This window comes from Pseudomonas petrae (assembly GCF_021728295.1).
GTDB classification, from domain to species: Bacteria; Pseudomonadota; Gammaproteobacteria; order Pseudomonadales; family Pseudomonadaceae; genus Aquipseudomonas; species Aquipseudomonas petrae.
This window is the reverse complement of record NZ_JAKJXE010000008.1, coordinates 121,778-139,355: the sequence shown is the minus strand read 5'-3', so window position 1 is coordinate 139,355 and position 17,578 is coordinate 121,778. Positions and strand designations below refer to the sequence as shown.

Sequence of the window (17,578 nt, the reverse complement as noted above, 5' to 3'; positions counted from 1 at the left end):
GCTAGAGGGCGCGATGTTTGAATCGCCTGAATGATGCCGATTCCCTGTCCCTCAACGAGGCGCGCTGAGATGGCCCTTGTCGTCCGAGAAGACGATTTCGACACGGCGGTTCTGGGCACGGCCGCTCTCAGAGGTGTTTGCGTCCACCGGGTATTGGTCGCCGTAGCCTTCGACCTGAATGCGGTCTTCCTCGATGCCCAGATCAGACAGCACGTCCGCGACGGCCTGTGCCCGGTCTTTCGACAGCGCGAGGTTTTCCTGAGCGTCGCCGGTGCCGTCGGTGTAGCCCTCGATGCGCACCACACGCTTGGGATTGAATTGCAGGAACTGCACGACCTTCAGCACCGTGCGGTTGGCGGAGCTTTTCAGTTCGGCTCGGCCGGTATCGAAGAGCATATCGCCGAGGGTCATCACCAGCCCGCGTTCGTTCTGCTGCGTCGACAGGCTGATCACTTGATCTTCCGCCCACTTGCCCTGTTGCTGCGCGCCGGCCAGCTTGGCTTCACGCAAGGCCAGTTGCAGGCGTTGACGTTCCAGCTCCAGTCGCGCGAGCTTTTCCTGGTTCAGCAGCAGCTTGCTGTGCTCACGGGCGATCGCGCTGTAACGGCTGCTCAGGTACGCGTAATGACTGACGTCGTCAGCGCTGCCGGTGTAGCTCGACAGGCGCTCTGCCCGGCCCAGCAATTCGCCGGCGCGGATGACGTCCTTTGGCGCGCTGCGCAGGACGTTGGTGTCTTCCTTGACCTTCTGGTAATCGGCAATGGCGCCCTGCAGCGCCTGCTCACTGTTCTGGTGACCGGCACAGCCCGCAAGACCGGCACTGGCCAGCAAGAGGCCGAGGCTGAGGCTTCGCGCAACGGCATTCATTGGCTGGCCCCCAACTGCTTGCGCAGACGCTCGAGTCGGGTGTTGACCTGGGCCACCTGCGCTTCGCTCTTCTGCGTCAGCACCCGGGCCTCGGCCAGACGCGCGTCGAGTTCGGCCTGTTCAGCCTGCATGCGCGCGTTCTTATAGGACTTGTCCGCCATGTCGGCGCGCGCCTGGGTCAGCTTCGTCTGCGCTGTCACCAGGTCCGGCTCTTCATCCGTAGCGCCGACCGCGGTGGCCTGGGCGACAGCCTGTTCGGTGAGCTTGAGTTGTTCGGTGGGCGCCGGGTCATTGGCACAGCCGACGAGCGCGGCGAGCACGAAAGCGGCGAATACAGGCTGGATTTTCAAAAGAAAGCTCAAAACACATTCCTACTGATGGAGGGCGCTGCCGGACTGCTGCAACTGGATTTTCCACAGGTCCAGATTGCGCGTGACGGCTTCACTGGAGCGACCGGAAGCGGCCAATTCTGTCATTTTTTTCGCCAGCTGTCCGCGCAGCCATGGATCGTTGCAAGCGGAGTTGAACGACAGCGCCAGATAAAAGCCCGGGCGATCGAGGGGCATGGGCTGGGTATGCAGGTCTTTGTCGATGTCCAGCGCCTGGGTCACGGCCATCCCTGCATAGCGGCCGGCAAGGACGAATTCGACTTGCCCCGCCGCCAGCTTCTGAAAGGCCTGGGGAAGACTGGCCTGCTTCTCCAGCGTCAGGCGCGCCTTGATCGCCTCATCGAATCCGGCGGTCACCCGGGTCTTTTCAGACATGGCGCCGGGATGCCCCTGCAGATCCGCGAGCGAATTGAACGGCTGCTCATGGCCCAAGCGCGTCCAGACCATGATTTCGTTCTGGGCGATGGGCGGATGGATGAAATCGAGGGATTCCAGCTCGGCGCTGTTGAGTGGCGTGTCGGCCAGCATGTCCATGCGTCCGCTTCGCACTTCTTCACGTGCCTGGCTGCGCTTGCCGCCATACAGCAGTTCGACCTTGACGCCGATCTGTTGCGCGACCTCCTTGAGCAGGTCGGCATTGGCGCCCATCAGGTGTTTCGGGTCCTGCGGGTCGCGCCACAGGTACGGCGGCGCGTCCGGGCTGCCGGTGACGATCAGCCGGTCACACTTGCCCGCAGACCAGGCCAGCGACGGCAGCAACAGCAACCCGCCCAGCAGTGAAGCCAGCGTCTGCTTTGGCGACAACATGACGACGTCCTTCTTTGAGCCCATAAAAAAACCCGTCAGCTCCGACTGCCTGGGCGCTTGATCATTGAGTGAACGATGATCGACGCTGGCGGCAGCCCGAACGAACGGGTTCTCTTTATAAGTCAGGGAAGTGGATTAAACCAGCTTCTCCAACTCGGGGATCGCTTCGAACAGATCCGCCACGAGGCCGTAGTCGGCAACCTGGAAGATCGGCGCTTCTTCGTCCTTGTTGATCGCGACGATCACTTTGGAGTCCTTCATGCCCGCCAGATGCTGGATCGCGCCGGAGATGCCGACCGCGATGTACAGCTGCGGCGCGACGATCTTGCCGGTCTGGCCGACCTGCATGTCGTTGGGCACAAAGCCTGCGTCGACGGCCGCGCGGGAAGCGCCGACCGCTGCACCCAGCTTGTCAGCCAGGGTGTACAGGTGCTTGAAGTTGTCGCCGTTCTGCATGCCACGACCGCCGGAAACGACGATCTTGGCAGCGGTCAGCTCGGGACGGTCGGACTTGGCCAGCTCTTCGCTGACGAAGGACGACTTGCCCGCGTCATGGGCCGCGCTGACGGCTTCAACCGAAGCAGAACCGCCCTCGGCTGCCACCGCGTCAAAGCCAGTCGCACGCACGGTGATGACTTTCACCGCTGCCGACGACTGAACGGTCGAAATAGCGTTACCGGCATAGATCGGGCGCTTGAAGGTGTCAGCGCTTTCGACCGAGATGATCTCGGAGATCTGATCGACGTCCAGGTGCGCCGCGACGCGCGGCAGGATGTTCTTGCCATTGGAGGTTGCAGCGGCCAGCACGTGGCTGTAGGCCGAAGCCAGCTCGACGACCAGCGGGGCGACGTTTTCCGGCAGTTGGTGCTCGTAGGCGGCGTTGTCAGCCACGAGGACCTTGGACACGCCTGCGATTTTTGCAGCTGCTTCGCCGACGGCAGCGACGTTCTGACCCGCGACCAGAACGTGGACGTCACCACCGATTTTGGTGGCAGCGGCAACGGTATTCAGGGTGGCGGGAGCGATCGCGCCGTTTTCGTGCTCAGCGATAACCAGGGTCGTCATCAGATCACCTTCGCTTCGTTTTTCAGTTTATCAACCAGTTCGGCAACCGACTTGACCTTGATGCCTGCGCTGCGGGCAGCCGGGGCTTCAACTTTCAGGGTCTTGTTGGTGGACACAGTCGAAACACCCAACGCATCAGGCGTCAGCACTTCGAGCGGCTTTTTCTTGGCCTTCATGATGTTCGGCAGCGACGCGTAGCGCGGCTCGTTCAAACGCAGGTCGGTGGTGACGATGGCCGGCAGCTTGAGGGAAACGGTCTGCGCGCCGGCGTCGATTTCACGGGTGACGTTGACGCTGTCGCCGGACACTTCGACTTTCGAGGCGAAGGTGCCCTGTGGGTAGCCGCTCAGCGCAGCCAGCATCTGGCCGGTCTGATTGTTGTCGCTGTCGATCGCCTGCTTACCGAGAATGACCAGCTGCGGCTGCTCTTTGTCAACAACGGCCTTGAGCAACTTGGCCACGGCCAGGGACGTCAGTTCGTCAGCGGATTCCACGAGGATGGCGCGATCGGCACCCAGTGCCAACGCGGTACGCAGTTGCTCCTGAGCGGTGGTCGGGCCGATGGAAACGACGACGATCTCGGTCGCAACGCCTTTCTCTTTCAGGCGGACGGCTTCTTCTACAGCGATTTCGCAGAAGGGGTTCATCGACATTTTAACGTTGGCGAGATCGACGCCGGAGTTGTCCGCCTTGACGCGAACCTTGACGTTGTAGTCGACCACTCGTTTGACAGCTACAAGAACCTTCATGGATTCCTCGTTTCTCTCCGGTGAAAAGAAATCGCCAGGCCTTGCCCGGCGATGGGTACTCGTCAGTGTAAAGAACACCTGTGAAAACAACGTATTCGCGGTTGCTGAATGCGGATGTCAGCAAAAGCGGCCACGCCAGGGCGGCAATCCAAGCCAGACGTTGATCGCCCGTGTAAACTGCAGCGCGCCGCCGGCCTGGGGCTGACGGTTGCGCGGGGGCGATGCTCACGTTGCTTTTACCGGTGTTCTGCTACCGACGGTCTGTACGCTGCTGTAAAAATTCCGGGGCTGACGAACAACCCGGAACGAGCGCAAAACCGCCCGTATCTTGAACGCAACGCCGGGTCGGGTCAATACGACATAAACGCCAGTCACAAGCCGTCTCACCATGATTTATCAGGGTTTCGGCCGATTCAAACAAACGTTTGTATTGGACCTGCGAGGTGGTGTAGATATAATGCGCGCCTTCAAGATGACACCCGGGCCAACGACCTGCCCGGTGTCGGTTTTAGCCATCTATAAAAATACGCCTAAAAAATACGCCGTTGAGCCTTGAGTAGGAGATAGCCTGTGGAACGCGAATTTATGGAATTCGACGTCGTCATCGTCGGAGCCGGGCCCGCCGGGCTGTCTGCCGCTTGCCGCCTGAAACAGAGAGCCGCTGACGCCGGTCAGGAAATCAGCGTCTGCGTGGTGGAAAAAGGCTCCGAAGTCGGCGCTCACATCCTCTCCGGCGCCGTGTTCGAACCCCGCGCCCTCAACGAGCTGTTCCCCGACTGGAAAGCCCTCGGCGCCCCGCTCAACACCCCGGTTAAAAGTGACGATATCTATGTCCTGACCGGTGCCGACGCCAGCCAGAAAGTGCCGGGCGCGTTCGTGCCCAAGACCATGCACAACGAAGGCAACTACATTATTTCCCTGGGCAACCTGTGTCGCTGGCTGGCGCAGCAGGCCGAGAACCTGGGCGTCGAAATCTACCCCGGCTTTGCGGCTCAGGAAGCGCTGATCGATGAGAACGGCGTGGTGCGCGGGATTCTCACTGGTGATCTGGGCGTGGACCGTGAAGGCAATCCGAAAGAAGGCCTGTACACCCCCGGCATGGAACTGCGTGGCAAGTACACGCTGTTCGCCGAAGGCTGCCGTGGCCACATCGGCAAGCAGCTGATCAACCGCTTCAACCTCGACAGTGAAGCCGACGCCCAGCATTACGGCATCGGCCTGAAGGAAATCTGGGAAGTCGATCCGGCCAAACATCAACCCGGTCTGGTGGTGCACACCGCCGGCTGGCCGCTGGACATCATGGGCACCGAAAACACCGGTGGGTCGTTCCTTTACCACTTGGAAAACAATCAGGTTGTGGTCGGGCTGATCGTCGACCTGTCCTACGCCAACCCTTACCTGTCGCCGTTCGATGAATTCCAGCGGCTCAAGCACCACCCGGTCCTGAAGCAGTACCTGGAAGGCGGCAAGCGCATCAGCTACGGCGCGCGGGCCATCTGCAAGGGTGGCCTGAATTCGCTGCCAAAGATGGTCTTCCCCGGCGGCGCGCTGATCGGTTGCGACCTGGGCACGCTGAACTTCGCCAAGATCAAGGGCAGCCACACCGCCATGAAGTCCGGCATGCTCGCCGCTGAAGCGGTGGCGGATGCGCTGTTCGCCGGCAATGAGGGTGGCGACGCGCTCAACGGCTACGTCGAGGGTTTCAAGGCCAGCTGGCTGCACGAAGAACTGTTCGCCAGCCGCAACTTCGGGCCCGCTGTCCACAAGTTCGGCGCGATCTTCGGTGGCGCGTTCAACTTCATCGACCAGAATCTGTTTGGCGGCAAGATCCCCTTCACCCTCCACGATACCAAGCCGGACTACGCGTGCATGAAGCTGGCGGCCGACTCGAAGAAGATCGACTACCCGAAACCCGACGGCAAGCTGAGCTTCGACAAGCTGAGTTCGGTGTTCATCTCCGGCACCAACCACGAAGAAGAGCAGCCTTGCCACTTGAAGCTGAAGGATCCGAGCATCCCGATCAGCGTCAACCTGCCCAAGTACGACGAGCCTGCTCAGCGTTACTGCCCGGCGGGGGTTTACGAGGTGGTGACCCAGGAAGACGGCGCGAAGCGCTTCCAGATCAACGCGCAGAACTGCGTCCACTGTAAAACCTGTGACATCAAGGATCCGTCGCAGAACATCACGTGGGTAACACCGGAAGGCGCAGGCGGCCCGACCTATCCCAATATGTAATGGATTCTGAGTAGGACCGGCTTTAGCCGGGAAGGCGTCAGCGGCCATAGCGCAAAATTGATGTTGCGCACACCGGCCTCTTCCCGGCTAAAGCCGGTCCCACAAAGACACCGCGTACCCTCTGTAGGACCGGCTTTAGCCGGGAAGGCGTCAGCGGCCATACCGCAAAATTGATGTTGCGCACACTGGCCTCTTCCCGGCTGAAGCCGGTCCTACTGCCGGGAAGCTCTTAAGGTTCAGCAACCACCCTCACGCTGATATCTTCAGCCGCTCGCCCTCTTCCCCCGGATTGCGCTCGAAGTAGCGTTTGTACTCGCGACTGAATTGCGACGTGCTCTGATACCCGACCTTGTGCGCCACTTGCGCCACCCCCATGCCCTCGCCAATCAGCATCTGCTGTGCCTTGAGCAGCCGCACGCGTTTGAGGTACTGAACCGGCGACAGCAAGGTGCTGCGTTTGAAATGTTCGTGGAAAGTCGAGGCGCTCATGTTGGCGCAGCGGGCCAGATCCTCGACGCTCAAGGCCTGATCGTAGTGGTCGCGCAGGTGCTGCAGCGACGCAGCGATGCGCGCGAAGTGGCCGGTCTGTTCGACCAATGCCCGAAGCACCCCGGCCTGGGGACCGCGCAACGCGGCATACACCACCTCTCGGACCCGAGCCTGGCCCATCACTTGCGCGTCCAGCGGATCGTGCAGACAGCGCAAAAGCCGCTCGACACTCTCACGCATCGGCGCATCCAGCTCGGCCGACGTCATGGACTCCGGCGTCTGCGCCTTGACCTTCACGTTCGGCGCCTCGCCCATGGCCTGCACCAGCTCGCCCAGCAGCGCGCGATCAATCGACACCGCGACGCCATACATCGGTGCATCCGCGGTAGCGAAGGTTTCGCACATGAACGGCACCGACAACGCCTGCACCAGATAATGACCAGCGCCGTATTCCAGCGTTCGCGGGCCCAGGCGCGCGAGCTTGCTGCCCTGGGCAATGATCACCAGGCTCGGTTCGTAGATTTGCGGGCTGCTGGCGACGTAGTAATCCCAGGACATCGCCTGCACGCCCGGCACACGGGTGTCGACGAAACCGGGGCGCGGCGCCAGCGGTTTGATGAGGGCGACCAACTGGGCGTTGGCGTCGGAATGGGAAAGAGGAGACATGGGCAGCCATACGGAGGATTTGACAACGCCATCATCGCAGATCAGCCGATGGCCGCCCTACTCGGAATGAGAAATCCGGAGGATCAGGCATGACAGGCGGAGGAATGACCATGGCCGGCGATGCCCTGCCTGCGGACAATGCACCGCCTCAACCGTCATCGTTTTTGCGAGGTTCTTCATGTACACAGCCATCGGTTACGCCGCCCAGTCCGCCACCGCTCCCCTGGCCCCCATGACGTTCAGCCGCCGCAGCCCGCGGCCGGACGACGTGGCCATCGAGATCCTCTACTGCGGCGTCTGCCACTCCGACATCCACCAGGCGCGCAACGAGTGGGGCATCGCCGTTTACCCGCTGATGCCGGGCCACGAGATCGTCGGCAAAGTCACGGAAGTCGGCGCCAACGTCAGCAAGCACAAAGTCGGTGACCTGGTCGGTGTCGGCTGCATGGTCGACTCCTGCCGTCAGTGCGAAGCCTGCGCCCGCGACCTTGAGCAGTATTGTCTCGAAGGCGCGACCATGACGTACGCCACCCCGGACCGCATCGACGGCAGCAACACCATGGGCGGCTATTCCAACAGCATCGTGGTCAGCGAGCACTTCGTCGTACGTATCCCGGAAAAACTCGACCCGGCCGCTGCCGCACCGATCCTGTGTGCCGGCATCACCACCTACTCGCCGCTCAAGCATTACGGCGTCAAGGCGGGCGACAAAGTGGGCGTGCTGGGCATGGGCGGTCTGGGCCACATGGGCATCAAGTTCGCCAAGGCCATGGGCGCGGAAGTGACGCTGTTCACCCGCTCGGCGAGCAAGGCCGAGGAAGGTCGTCGTCAGGGCGCCGATCACGTCATCGTCTCGACGGATGCCGAGCAGATGAAAGCCGCTGCCGGCCATTTCGACTTCCTGCTGGACACCATTCCGGTGCAGCACGATTTGAACCCCTACCTGGAAACCCTGCGTTTTGACGGCGTGCACATTCTTGTCGGCCTGATCGAACCCGTGGACCCGGCGCTGCATGCCGCCAATCTGGTGATGAAGCGTCGCGTACTGGCGGGCTCGCTGATTGGCGGCATCGCCGAGACCCAGGAAGTGCTGGATTTCTGCGCCGAGCACGGCATCACCTGCGATATCGAGATGCTCGATATCAAGCACATCAACGAGGCCTACAGCCGCATGATCGCCGGTGACGTGAAGTACCGTTTCGTGATTGATATGGCGACGCTGAAGGCCTGATCAAACAGTCGCCCCAGCAGAAGCTGCGCTTGCCCGCAATGGGAATATGTCTGCAACCCATGTGTTGCACGAGAAGACGCCATCGCGGGCAAGCGCGCTCCTACAGTTTGGGTTCCGCCGGACGCACTACCCGCCCAATTCCGCCGACAACCGTGCCGCCGCGTCCTTGATGACCGGCACCAGGTCGGCCATCTTTTCCAAAGGCATGTACGGCACGGTGCTGGCGATGCTGATGCCGGCGACAATCTGCTTGCTGGCATCACGCACTGGCGCCGCCACACAGCGGATCGACGGTTCGTTGTCTTCCAGATCAAACGCATAACCGCCTCGCACGTACTCGTGCATGCGCGCTTGCACCTGCTCCCAGGTCTGCTCTTCATGGGCCGGCCACAACGGGTTTTTACCGGTGGTCGGCACGCTGATTTCGTACAGCCTTTGCCATTCGCTTTCCGCGCTGTCCAGCAGCAACGCCTTGCCGATGCCGGTGCGCGCCAGCGGCATGCGATGGCCCACCCGCGAACGCATTTCCGGACCGTTGCGCCCGGGATTTTTATGCAGGTACAGCACCTCGTCGCCATCGCGCATCGCCAGGTGCACGGTGTCGCCGGTGAGCGCCGACAGTTCGTCGAGAAAGGGTTTGGCCAGCACCAGCAGCGGCACCTCTTCCTGGGCCTGAAACCCCAACTCGATCAACCGGGGCCCCAGCACATAACCCGTTTGCGGCAACACCCGCAGGTAACGCTCCTCCACCAGACAACTGGCGAGCCGGTGGGTGGTGCTGCGGGTGGTGCCGATCAGCCGGGCGATTTCCTTGAGGTCGCGAGCGCCGTTGGCGACCGCATGAATCACGCCCAGGCCGCGAATCAGCGTTTGCGTGCCGGTGGGTGCAGGGTCTTTGCCAGTGACGGCGGTGTCGGATGCATCTTGCATGGCGCGCCTTATCGAATCAGAAAACCGGCGACATTATCGTCGCCAGCCTTGAAGCCTGCCAGCGCTGCACAAAATCTGCTCAGCGTCTGCACAGCGTCATTACAACTCGATGCGTTCGACCTTGCCCACCAACAGGATGTAGGACAACGCCCCGAGCAACGCCAGAACGGCGATGTAGGTGATCGCTGGCGCAAAGGAATCACCCGACGCCAGGAAGCCAATGACGATCGGTGTGGCGATCGCCGCCAGATTGCCGATCAGGTTGAACGTGCCGCCGGTCAGCCCCAGCAGCCGCGCCGGGGCGAGGGTCGACACCAGCGACCAGGTGATCGACGCCAGACCGTTGCCGAAGAAGGCCAGCGCCAGGAAGGCGATCACCAATGGGGTCGAATCAACGTAGTTGGCGCCGATGATCGAGGTGGAGATCAGCAGCCCGGCGATGATCGGCGTCTTGCGCGCGAAACCCACGGTGTGACCGCGGCGGATCAACCAGTCGGAGAAGAACCCCGAGCAGAGCACGCCGACGAAGGCCGCGAGGAACGGCAGCGACGCCAACAGGCCCGACTTGATGAAGTCCATCCCGCGGTATTTGACCAGGTAGGTCGGGAACCAGGTGAGAAAGAACCACAGCGTCGAGTTCAAGCAGAACTGGCCCAGGTAGATGCCCCACAACTTGCGCTTGGTCAGCACGATGCCCAGGTCCTGCCAGCTGAAACCGCTCTTGCGTTTCGAGGCATCGGTCTGCATGTCGACCAGCCCGCCGCCGTCCTTGATCAGGTCGATCTCGTCTTGGTTGATGCCTTTGAAGTCACGCGGTTCGCGGTAGACCATGTACCAGATCGCCGCCCAGAGCACGCCGACGCCGCCGGTGGCCACGAACACCATGTGCCAGCCGTAACGGGTCTGCAGCCACGCGAGCACCGGGGTCAGGAACGCCAGGCCGACGAATTGGCCGGAGGTGTAAAAGCCTACGGCGGTGGCGCGTTCCTTTTCCGGGAACCAGGCGGTGACGACCCGGCTGTTGATCGGATAGGCCGGGGCCTCCAGCGCGCCGACGGCCATGCGCAGGACGAACAGGCCGATGAAGCTGCCAACGAATCCGAGGAAGATGGTCGCGATGGACCACAGCGCCAGCGCCACGGTGTAGAGGATACGCGGCGGAACGCGATCAACCAGCCAGCCGCCGGGCAGCTGCATGGCGGCGTATGTCCAGCCGAACGCGGAGAAGATCAGGCCGACGTGCACCGGGTCGATGCCCAGCTCGCTGGTCAGTGCGGGCGCGGCGATGGACAGGTTGCTGCGGTCGAGGTAGTTGATCACCACGGTGATGAACAGCAGCACCATGATGAAAAAGCGTTTGCGGGTCGGCGTGGCGGTGGTCGCCCGCGCCTGGGGAACAGTCTGTGTGCGCATGGGAAATGCCTCTTTTTATGGTTATCTGAGGTCTGGAGTTTCATAAATTGATTGTTCCCACGCTCTGCGTGGTAACACCGCTCTGGACGCTCTGCGTCCGGCAGTCGACGCGGAGCGTCGGGGGATGCATTCCCACGCAGAGCGTGGGAACGATCAGTTGGGCTCAATCCCAGGGATCAATCACCACTCGGCAAAGCTGCCGTCGGCGTGGCGCCAGATCGGGTTGCGCCAGCGGTGGCCGATGGCGGCGCGTTCCTTGACGTACTCTTCGTTGATCTCGATACCCAGGCCCGGGCCATTCGGGATCTTCACCATGCCCTTGTCGTAGTCGAAGACTTCGGGGTTCTTGATGTAGTCGAGCAGGTCGTTGCTTTCGTTGTAGTGAATGCCCAGGCTCTGCTCCTGAATGAACGCGTTGTAGCAAACGGCGTCCAGTTGCAGGCACGCCGCAAGCGCAATCGGGCCCAGCGGGCAATGCAGCGCGAGTGCCACGTCATAGGCTTCGGCCATGTTGGCGATCTTGCGGGTTTCGGTGATACCGCCGGCGTGGGAAGCATCCGGCTGGATGATGTCGACGTAGCCTTCGCTCAATACGCGTTTGAAATCCCAACGGGAGAACAGGCGCTCGCCCAGGGCGATCGGCGTGCTGGTCAACGGCGCCAGTTCCTTCAGCGCTTCGTAGTTCTCGCTGAGCACTGGTTCTTCGATGAACATCAGCTTGTACGGGTCCAGCTCTTTCATCAGCACTTTGGCCATCGGCTTGTGCACGCGACCGTGGAAATCGACGCCGATGCCCACGTTCGGTCCTACGGCATCACGCACAGCGGCGACGTTGGCCAGGGCCAGATCGACCTTGTCGAAGGTGTCGAGGAACTGCAGCTCCTCGGTACCGTTCATTTTCACCGCAGTGAAGCCACGCTCCACCGCTTCTTTTGCGGCACGCGCGGTGTCAGCCGGACGGTCGCCGCCGATCCACGAATACACCCGAATCTTGTCCCGCACCTGGCCACCGAGCAGGTCGCTGACCGACACGCCCAGCGCCTTGCCCTTGATGTCCCACAGCGCCTGATCGATGCCCGCCAGCGCGCTCATGTGAATGGCGCCGCCCCGGTAGAAGCCGCCGCGATACAGCACGGTCCAGATGTCTTCGATATTGCGTGGATCTTTGCCGATCAAATAGTCGGACAGTTCCTCAACCGCTGCAGCCACGGTGTGGGCGCGGCCTTCGACGACAGGCTCGCCCCAACCGGTGACGCCCTGGTCGGTCTCGACTTTCAGGAAGCACCAGCGCGGCGGAACGATGTAAGTCGTGAGTTTCGTGATTTTCATGTCTTGTCTCTCTTATTCAAAAACACATGCTGTTAGCGCACTTGCTCAAAAACACAGCCTCGATGGCGCAACGAGCAGGTGGGTCACTGTTTGTTTGCAGGCTTGTGCTGGTTCCAGGCATCCACGTAGGCCTTGGCGCTCTTGGCAACGTCATCGGCGCTCATGCCCGGCTTGAACAGACCCGAACCCAAGCCGAAACCGGACACGCCGGCGTCGAGGAAGACTTTCATGTTGTCCGGGGTGATGCCGCCGACCGGAATCAGCGCCGTGCCGGCCGGCAACACCGCCAGCCAGGCCTTGACCACCGCCGGGCCCATTTGCTCGGCTGGGAACATCTTCAGTACGTCGGCGCCTTCGGCCAGCGCCGCGAAGGCTTCGGTCGGTGTCGCCACGCCCGGGGACAGGAACAGGCCTTCGGCCTTGGCCGCGCGCAGCACCTTCGGGTCGCTGTGGGGCATGACGATGACCTGGCCGCCGGCTTCCTTGACCTGGCGCACTTGCTCCGGCGTCAGCACCGTGCCCGCACCGATCAGGCAATCGGCGGGCAAGCTCTGACGCAGCAGGCGGATACTGTCGTACGGCTGCGGGGAATTGAGCGGCACTTCGATGACGCGGAAACCGGCGGTGTACAGGACATCACCGATGGCCGGCGCTTCTTCAGGGCGCAGGCCGCGCAGAATCGCGACCAGACCGTTTTGCACGAGGGCTTGCTTGAGCATGTCAGTTCTCTACGTGAAGGGGCCGGGCAGCGGCCGAAGAGGAGGATTGAATCAGACCGGCCTGCACCGCGACCTGCCAGAGGCCACGCTCGGTAGCCTGCTGCGCCAGGATCACTTGGGCAAAGCCGTTGGCATCGAGGGCGCGCTGATAGCGTGCGATCAAAGCGTCACTGCCGATCAGGATCACGGCAGGCAGCTGCGCGTCGGCCTGGCGCAACAGTTGCGCCAGCGCGACGATTTCATGGCCGATCAACAGGCCGGACAAGTAATCGGATTGCGCGGTGCCGGACAACTCGCCGGTCAAGCCGAGCGTGCGGCAACTGAAGATGGTCGACAGCGGACCTGCCGCACCGTTGGCCGACCGCGACACCGCCACGCCTCGGTCAAACGCTTCAGCGTCGAAGGTCTCGCTGCGCTGCATCGTGCGGCCGAGAATGGTGTGGCTGGACAGCGCGGCGTAGACCTCGCCGGTCATGAAGGTATCGAAATGCTCGATCCGGCCGTCCACCGCCCTCACCCACTTCGAGTGGCTGCCGGGCAGACCGATCAACAAGGGCTTGGCGGCTTCGCTGGCGGGCAGCGAGTCGAGAATGCCGAGGACTTGGGTTTCTTCGCCACGCATCACATTGGGCAGCTCGGAGCGCTGCAGGATGCCGGGAATAATGTGAACGTCGACGCCGCGCACGCTGCGCACCGTGACCAACGCAGAACTGAGCGCTGCAACGCTGGCGGGCGTCTGCTGATAGACCGCTTCGCGCCAGCCCTGGGCGCTGCCGACCATGCCGCAGGCGATCACCGGCAGCGTCGGTTCGGCGTCGAGCCAGTCGCCGCAGGCTTCGTCAAAAGCCAGTTCGAATCCGTTGGAAACCTGCTGCCCGCCGATCGAACGGGGCGTCGATGGCAGCTGCATGATGCCCGCGCTGAGCGAGCGTTGTTCCAGTACCCGGCCGTGTTCGCCGAGTCGATACGCGCGAAGGGATGTCGTACCCCAGTCGAGCGCGATCAATTGCGCCTGCATGGCTTCACCTGATTGTTATTAATGAGTGAATGCGGAGCGGACTATAAACCTGTTGCACCCTTAATCTCAATATATAAAGTTCTATCCCATATATTGGGACGGGCCGTTGTGAGGCAGTGACATTTCGGCGATTGCCTGTTCCGGATGGCTTTACGGTTCGGGCATACTGCGGACCGTCGCTGGCAAAACTTTCACGAACCCCGTGCTAGCTTTTGGCTCCACCCAGCGATACGTCACCTTCTGTTTTTCACACTGCTTGCGCCACTCATCAGCCCAGCGCCGAAGGTGGTAACTTTCCTGTCATGCCCCACCCTTTCGCTCTCTGCCCTGCACGCCTGCTGGCGCCTGTTCGCGTGCCCGCACGCTTAACTCATCTGAAAAGGATCCGGAAGATGAAGCGATTCCTCGTGCTCGACAGCCTGCGCGGTCTCTGCGCCCTGACCCTGATTGTTCATCACTCGCACATCGAGCGAAGCATCACCGAGCTGTCGTTTTTCCGTAATGCCAGCCAGTTCGCCGGTTTGTTCTTCGCCCTGAGCGGGTTTCTGATTTACCGGCGCTACGTGGGCACGCTGAACACCTCGCGGCAGCTGGGCGACTTCATGATTGCCCGCGCCTGCCGGGTCATGCCGCTGCACATCGCGGTGCTGTTGTTCTTCATCGGTTTCGAGTGTTCGAAGCTGGTGTTGGAGCGCTACGGGCTGCTGTTGAATTTCCCGGCGTTCAGTGGTGACCGGGCGCCTGGTGAGATCCTGCCCAATCTGTTGCTGATTCAGGCGTGGTGGCCGGGCTTCAATGCGCTGTCGTTCAACTATCCCTCGTGGTGGGTCAGCGTCGCGTTTTATCTGTGGCTGATTTTCGGGCTGGTCTGCTACGCGCTGCCGGGGATGGCACGGATGATTTTTACGCTGCTGGGCGGTTTGGCGTTTGTCGGGTTGTTCGCGGATTCCGATCTGCTGACGCGTTATGTGTTGTGGGGCGCGGCCTGTTTTTTCGCGGGCACGGTGACGTATCGGCTGTACGCGAGGCTGCGGAATTTCGCGCCGGGGATCGTGCTGGCGAGTGTGCTTGAGGTGGGGGTATTGGCGACCATCGGCTGGCTGATGGTGGACGGCGACGCCCCACTGACGATTGAGCTGGCGCTGTTGTTTTGCCTGGGCATTCTGGTGTTCGCCTGGGAGGCCGGGGTGGTGTCGCGGCTGTTGCAGGTGCGGGTGTTTCCGGCGCTGGGCAAGTTGTGGCTGTCGATTTATCTGACCCATGCGGCGGTGATTTTCGTCATCGCGACCGGGCTGACACTGGCAGCGAAGTTTGGCGGTTATCCGTTGTTGGTGGATAAGCCGGGTGAGATTCCGGGGTCGCTGGTGCGGTATTTGAGCACGGGCAGTGCGTTGAACGACAATCTGTTGTTGCTGTTGGTGGTGGTGGCGGTTGTGGTGGTTTCGATGTTGGTTCACCGGTATGTCGAGATGCCGGGCATGCGGTTTCGGGCGGGGTTAAGATCAGGATCAAGATCAAGGGCGTCGGCCTAACGGCCTCGGGTTTCGCCTTCGGCGAGTTACTTGGAAAAGCACCCCAAGTAACCAAGGGTGCCTGCTCTCGGTTGGGCCCTTCCTTCGTCAGGGTTCCTTCACTCCGGTCTCGCTCCGTGGGCCCGCCGCCATCCGCCATCCATGGCGGGGGGCGGCTCTCGCGGCATCCATGCCGCTCGGCCCACTCCGCGAAACCTGCGTTCAGCCTGCACCCAAGTCGCGATTGGCGGTGTCTGGACTTCTTGTGTTGCAAGAGCAAAGGCAGATCAAGTGCAAGATCAAAAGCTTCCCGGCTGAAGCCGGTCCCACAGGTGTGCGCGGTGTTAGTAGGACTGGCTTTAGCCGGGAAAGCGTCAGTGGGCGCGCCGCGAAATTGATGGTGATTTGATCATTCCCACGCTCCGCGTGGGAATGCATCCTGTGACGCTCCGCGTCAGATCGGTGGTTTGATGCACATCTTCTGCAGGACGCGGAGCGTCCTAGGCGGCATTACCACGCGGAGCGTGGGAACGATCGGATAATCGATGGTGAATGAACCGGCGCCTTCCCGGCTAAAGCCAGTCCCACTAACAAACCGCGCGCACCTGTGGGACCGGCTTTAGCCGGGAAGCTTTTGATCTGCTTTAAACGCGCTTTTGATCTTGATCTCCGTGCACAAAAAGTCCAGACGACACAAATCGCGACTTGGGTGCAGGCTGAACGGAGGTTTCGCGGAGTGGGTCGAGCCGCATGGATGCGGCGAGAGCGCCGTCAGGGCATGGATGCCCGTTCGGCGCGGGCCCACGGAGCGGGACCGGAGTGAGGGTATTCCGACGAAGGAGGAACCAAACCAGGAGCAAGCACCCTTGGTTACTTGGGGTGCTTTTCCAAGTAACTCGCCGAAGGCGAAACGTCTGCCCTTAGGCAGACGCTCTTGATCTTGACGTACTAGGCCACGCCACAGATCCACCGGGTGATCAACGCTCTAAAAGAATCCGAAGCATCCGACGCAACGGCTCGGCCGCGCCCCACAACAACTGGTCGCCCACGGTAAACGCGCCCAGATACTGCGAACCCATGTTCAACTTACGCAAACGCCCCACCGGAATATTCAACGTCCCGGTCACCGACGTCGGGCTCAGCTCCTGAATGCTCGCTTCGCGATTATTCGGCACCAGCTTCACCCACGGGTTGTGCTGACTGATCATCCCCTCGATGTCGGCGATCGGCACATCCTTGTTCAGCTTGATCGTCAGCGCCTGACTGTGGCACCGCATCGCGCCGATGCGCACGCAGATGCCATCGACCGGAATCGGGCTCTTGAAACGACCCAGAATCTTGTTCGTCTCCGCCTGCCCTTTCCACTCCTCGCGGCTCTGACCGTTCGGCAGCTCCTTGTCGATCCACGGGATCAGACTGCCCGCCAGCGGCACCCCGAAATTCTCGGTCGGGAAGCCCTCGCCACGCATCGCGTCAGCAACCTTGCGGTCGATGTCCAGAATCGCGCTGGCAGGGTTCGCCAGCTCGTCGGCCACCGACGCATTGATCGCGCCCATCTGCTTGATCAGCTCACGCATGTTCTGCGCACCGGCGCCGGAAGCGGCCTGATACGTCATGACGTTCATCCACTCCACCAGACCGGCCTCGAACAGCCCGCCCAGGCCCATCAGCATCAGGCTGACGGTGCAGTTGCCGCCGATGTAATTCCGGGTGCCGGCATCCAGCTGCTGGTCGATGACCTTGCGGTTAACCGGGTCGAGGATGATCACCGCATCGTCCTGCATGCGCAGGGACGACGCCGCGTCGATCCAGTAACCCTGCCAGCCCGCTTCGCGCAGCTTGGGGAATACTTCGTTGGTGTAGTCGCCGCCCTGGCAGGTCAGCACCACGTCCAGAGTCTTGAGCTCGTCGATGCTGTAGGCATCTTTCAGCGGCGCGACGTCCTTGCCCACCGACGGGCCTTGGCCGCCGACGTTGGAGGTGGTGAAAAAAACCGGCTCAATGAGATCGAAATCCTGCTCTTCCAGCATGCGCTGCATGAGCACGGAACCGACCATCCCGCGCCAACCGACCAGACCTACACGTTTCATCGCAACTACACCTTAATTAAAAGTGGGGCCCCGACCGCAGAGAGCCACAGGGCTCAACCTGACAGTCGTG

The 17,578-nt window shown here is 61.7% G+C and carries 16 protein-coding genes; 4 read left to right on the top strand and 12 right to left on the bottom strand.

Going from position 1 to position 17,578, the window contains the following annotated elements; genetic code table 11:
* Nucleotides 1-51: 51 nt before the first annotated feature.
* From L4G42_RS15630 to L4G42_RS15610, 5 genes are all read right to left on the bottom strand, one after another.
* Nucleotides 52-867: an OmpA family protein gene (locus L4G42_RS15630; protein ID WP_237254136.1), complete on the bottom strand. Its 816-nt coding sequence runs from the start codon at nucleotides 865-867 to the stop codon at nucleotides 52-54.
* Nucleotides 864-1,217, bottom strand: a complete 354-nt coding sequence (locus L4G42_RS15625) for a DUF4398 domain-containing protein (RefSeq protein ID WP_237254163.1) — start codon at nucleotides 1,215-1,217, stop codon at nucleotides 864-866. The genes L4G42_RS15630 and L4G42_RS15625 overlap by 4 nt, the downstream gene beginning before the upstream one ends.
* 21 nt (nucleotides 1,218-1,238) lie before the next feature.
* Nucleotides 1,239-2,060, bottom strand: coding sequence for a substrate-binding periplasmic protein (locus L4G42_RS15620; protein WP_419789378.1), 822 nt, complete (start codon nucleotides 2,058-2,060; stop codon nucleotides 1,239-1,241).
* 138 nt (nucleotides 2,061-2,198) lie between these two features.
* Nucleotides 2,199-3,128 (bottom strand): electron transfer flavoprotein subunit alpha/FixB family protein, encoded by a 930-nt coding sequence (locus tag L4G42_RS15615; RefSeq protein ID WP_237254134.1) that lies wholly within the window; start codon nucleotides 3,126-3,128, stop codon nucleotides 2,199-2,201.
* Complete coding sequence (locus tag L4G42_RS15610; protein WP_237254133.1) at nucleotides 3,128-3,877, bottom strand: electron transfer flavoprotein subunit beta/FixA family protein; 750 nt, start codon at nucleotides 3,875-3,877, stop codon at nucleotides 3,128-3,130. The genes L4G42_RS15615 and L4G42_RS15610 overlap by 1 nt, the downstream gene beginning before the upstream one ends.
* On the opposite strand from L4G42_RS15610, the gene L4G42_RS15605 reads away from it, so the two are divergent.
* Together L4G42_RS15605 and L4G42_RS15600 are read left to right on the top strand one after the other, a co-directional pair.
* Entirely contained in the window at nucleotides 3,876-4,082 is a 207-nt protein-coding gene (locus L4G42_RS15605) for a hypothetical protein (RefSeq protein ID WP_237254132.1), read from the top strand. The two genes, L4G42_RS15610 and L4G42_RS15605, sit on opposite strands and share 2 nt — an antisense overlap.
* A gap of 365 nt (nucleotides 4,083-4,447) precedes the next feature.
* Nucleotides 4,448-6,112, top strand: coding sequence for an electron transfer flavoprotein-ubiquinone oxidoreductase (locus L4G42_RS15600; RefSeq protein WP_237259483.1), 1,665 nt, complete (start codon nucleotides 4,448-4,450; stop codon nucleotides 6,110-6,112).
* Between the two features lie 249 nt (nucleotides 6,113-6,361).
* On the opposite strand, the gene L4G42_RS15595 is transcribed toward L4G42_RS15600, so the two are convergent.
* Nucleotides 6,362-7,267: an AraC family transcriptional regulator gene (locus tag L4G42_RS15595; RefSeq protein ID WP_237254130.1), complete on the bottom strand. Its 906-nt coding sequence runs from the start codon at nucleotides 7,265-7,267 to the stop codon at nucleotides 6,362-6,364.
* A 178-nt stretch (nucleotides 7,268-7,445) separates the two neighbouring features.
* On the opposite strand from L4G42_RS15595, the gene L4G42_RS15590 reads away from it, so the two are divergent.
* Entirely contained in the window at nucleotides 7,446-8,498 is a 1,053-nt protein-coding gene (locus L4G42_RS15590) for an NAD(P)-dependent alcohol dehydrogenase (RefSeq protein WP_237254129.1), read from the top strand.
* A 126-nt stretch (nucleotides 8,499-8,624) separates the two neighbouring features.
* Here the strand turns inward: L4G42_RS15590 and L4G42_RS15585 are convergent, their stop codons facing one another.
* The 5 genes from L4G42_RS15585 to L4G42_RS15565 form a co-directional block, all read right to left on the bottom strand.
* On the bottom strand, nucleotides 8,625-9,428 hold the full coding sequence (locus L4G42_RS15585; RefSeq protein WP_237254128.1) for an IclR family transcriptional regulator: 804 nt from the start codon (nucleotides 9,426-9,428) through the stop codon (nucleotides 8,625-8,627).
* Between the two features lie 99 nt (nucleotides 9,429-9,527).
* The gene (locus L4G42_RS15580) at nucleotides 9,528-10,841 is read right to left on the bottom strand and encodes an MFS transporter (RefSeq protein WP_237254127.1); all 1,314 of its coding nucleotides are present in this window, start codon (nucleotides 10,839-10,841) and stop codon (nucleotides 9,528-9,530) included.
* A gap of 180 nt (nucleotides 10,842-11,021) precedes the next feature.
* Nucleotides 11,022-12,170 (bottom strand): galactonate dehydratase, encoded by a 1,149-nt coding sequence (dgoD, locus tag L4G42_RS15575; protein ID WP_065986272.1) that lies wholly within the window; start codon nucleotides 12,168-12,170, stop codon nucleotides 11,022-11,024.
* A gap of 83 nt (nucleotides 12,171-12,253) precedes the next feature.
* Nucleotides 12,254-12,889: a 2-dehydro-3-deoxy-6-phosphogalactonate aldolase gene (locus L4G42_RS15570; RefSeq protein ID WP_237254126.1), complete on the bottom strand. Its 636-nt coding sequence runs from the start codon at nucleotides 12,887-12,889 to the stop codon at nucleotides 12,254-12,256.
* 1 nt (nucleotide 12,890) lies between these two features.
* Nucleotides 12,891-13,907, bottom strand: a complete 1,017-nt coding sequence (locus L4G42_RS15565; protein ID WP_237254125.1) for a 2-dehydro-3-deoxygalactonokinase — start codon at nucleotides 13,905-13,907, stop codon at nucleotides 12,891-12,893.
* A 392-nt stretch (nucleotides 13,908-14,299) separates the two neighbouring features.
* On the opposite strand from L4G42_RS15565, the gene L4G42_RS15560 reads away from it, so the two are divergent.
* Nucleotides 14,300-15,439, top strand: a complete 1,140-nt coding sequence (locus tag L4G42_RS15560) for an acyltransferase family protein (protein ID WP_237254124.1) — start codon at nucleotides 14,300-14,302, stop codon at nucleotides 15,437-15,439.
* A gap of 956 nt (nucleotides 15,440-16,395) precedes the next feature.
* On the opposite strand, the gene asd is transcribed toward L4G42_RS15560, so the two are convergent.
* Nucleotides 16,396-17,508, bottom strand: coding sequence for an aspartate-semialdehyde dehydrogenase (asd, locus tag L4G42_RS15555; RefSeq protein WP_237254834.1), 1,113 nt, complete (start codon nucleotides 17,506-17,508; stop codon nucleotides 16,396-16,398).
* Nucleotides 17,509-17,578 lie beyond the last annotated feature (70 nt).

Coding starts and splice junctions, on each gene's coding strand:
- L4G42_RS15580 (WP_237254127.1), bottom strand. CDS start 10,841: ATGCGCACACAGACTGTTCCCCAGGCGCGGGCGACCACCGCCACGCCG.
- L4G42_RS15605 (WP_237254132.1), top strand. CDS start 3,876: ATGGATTCCTCGTTTCTCTCCGGTGAAAAGAAATCGCCAGGCCTTGCC.
- L4G42_RS15590 (WP_237254129.1), top strand. CDS start 7,446: ATGTACACAGCCATCGGTTACGCCGCCCAGTCCGCCACCGCTCCCCTG.
- L4G42_RS15560 (WP_237254124.1), top strand. CDS start 14,300: ATGAAGCGATTCCTCGTGCTCGACAGCCTGCGCGGTCTCTGCGCCCTG.
- L4G42_RS15585 (WP_237254128.1), bottom strand. CDS start 9,428: ATGCAAGATGCATCCGACACCGCCGTCACTGGCAAAGACCCTGCACCC.
- L4G42_RS15615 (WP_237254134.1), bottom strand. CDS start 3,128: ATGACGACCCTGGTTATCGCTGAGCACGAAAACGGCGCGATCGCTCCC.
- dgoD (WP_065986272.1), bottom strand. CDS start 12,170: ATGAAAATCACGAAACTCACGACTTACATCGTTCCGCCGCGCTGGTGC.
- L4G42_RS15565 (WP_237254125.1), bottom strand. CDS start 13,907: ATGCAGGCGCAATTGATCGCGCTCGACTGGGGTACGACATCCCTTCGC.
- asd (WP_237254834.1), bottom strand. CDS start 17,508: ATGAAACGTGTAGGTCTGGTCGGTTGGCGCGGGATGGTCGGTTCCGTG.
- L4G42_RS15610 (WP_237254133.1), bottom strand. CDS start 3,877: ATGAAGGTTCTTGTAGCTGTCAAACGAGTGGTCGACTACAACGTCAAG.
- L4G42_RS15630 (WP_237254136.1), bottom strand. CDS start 867: ATGAATGCCGTTGCGCGAAGCCTCAGCCTCGGCCTCTTGCTGGCCAGT.
- L4G42_RS15595 (WP_237254130.1), bottom strand. CDS start 7,267: ATGTCTCCTCTTTCCCATTCCGACGCCAACGCCCAGTTGGTCGCCCTC.
- L4G42_RS15570 (WP_237254126.1), bottom strand. CDS start 12,889: ATGCTCAAGCAAGCCCTCGTGCAAAACGGTCTGGTCGCGATTCTGCGC.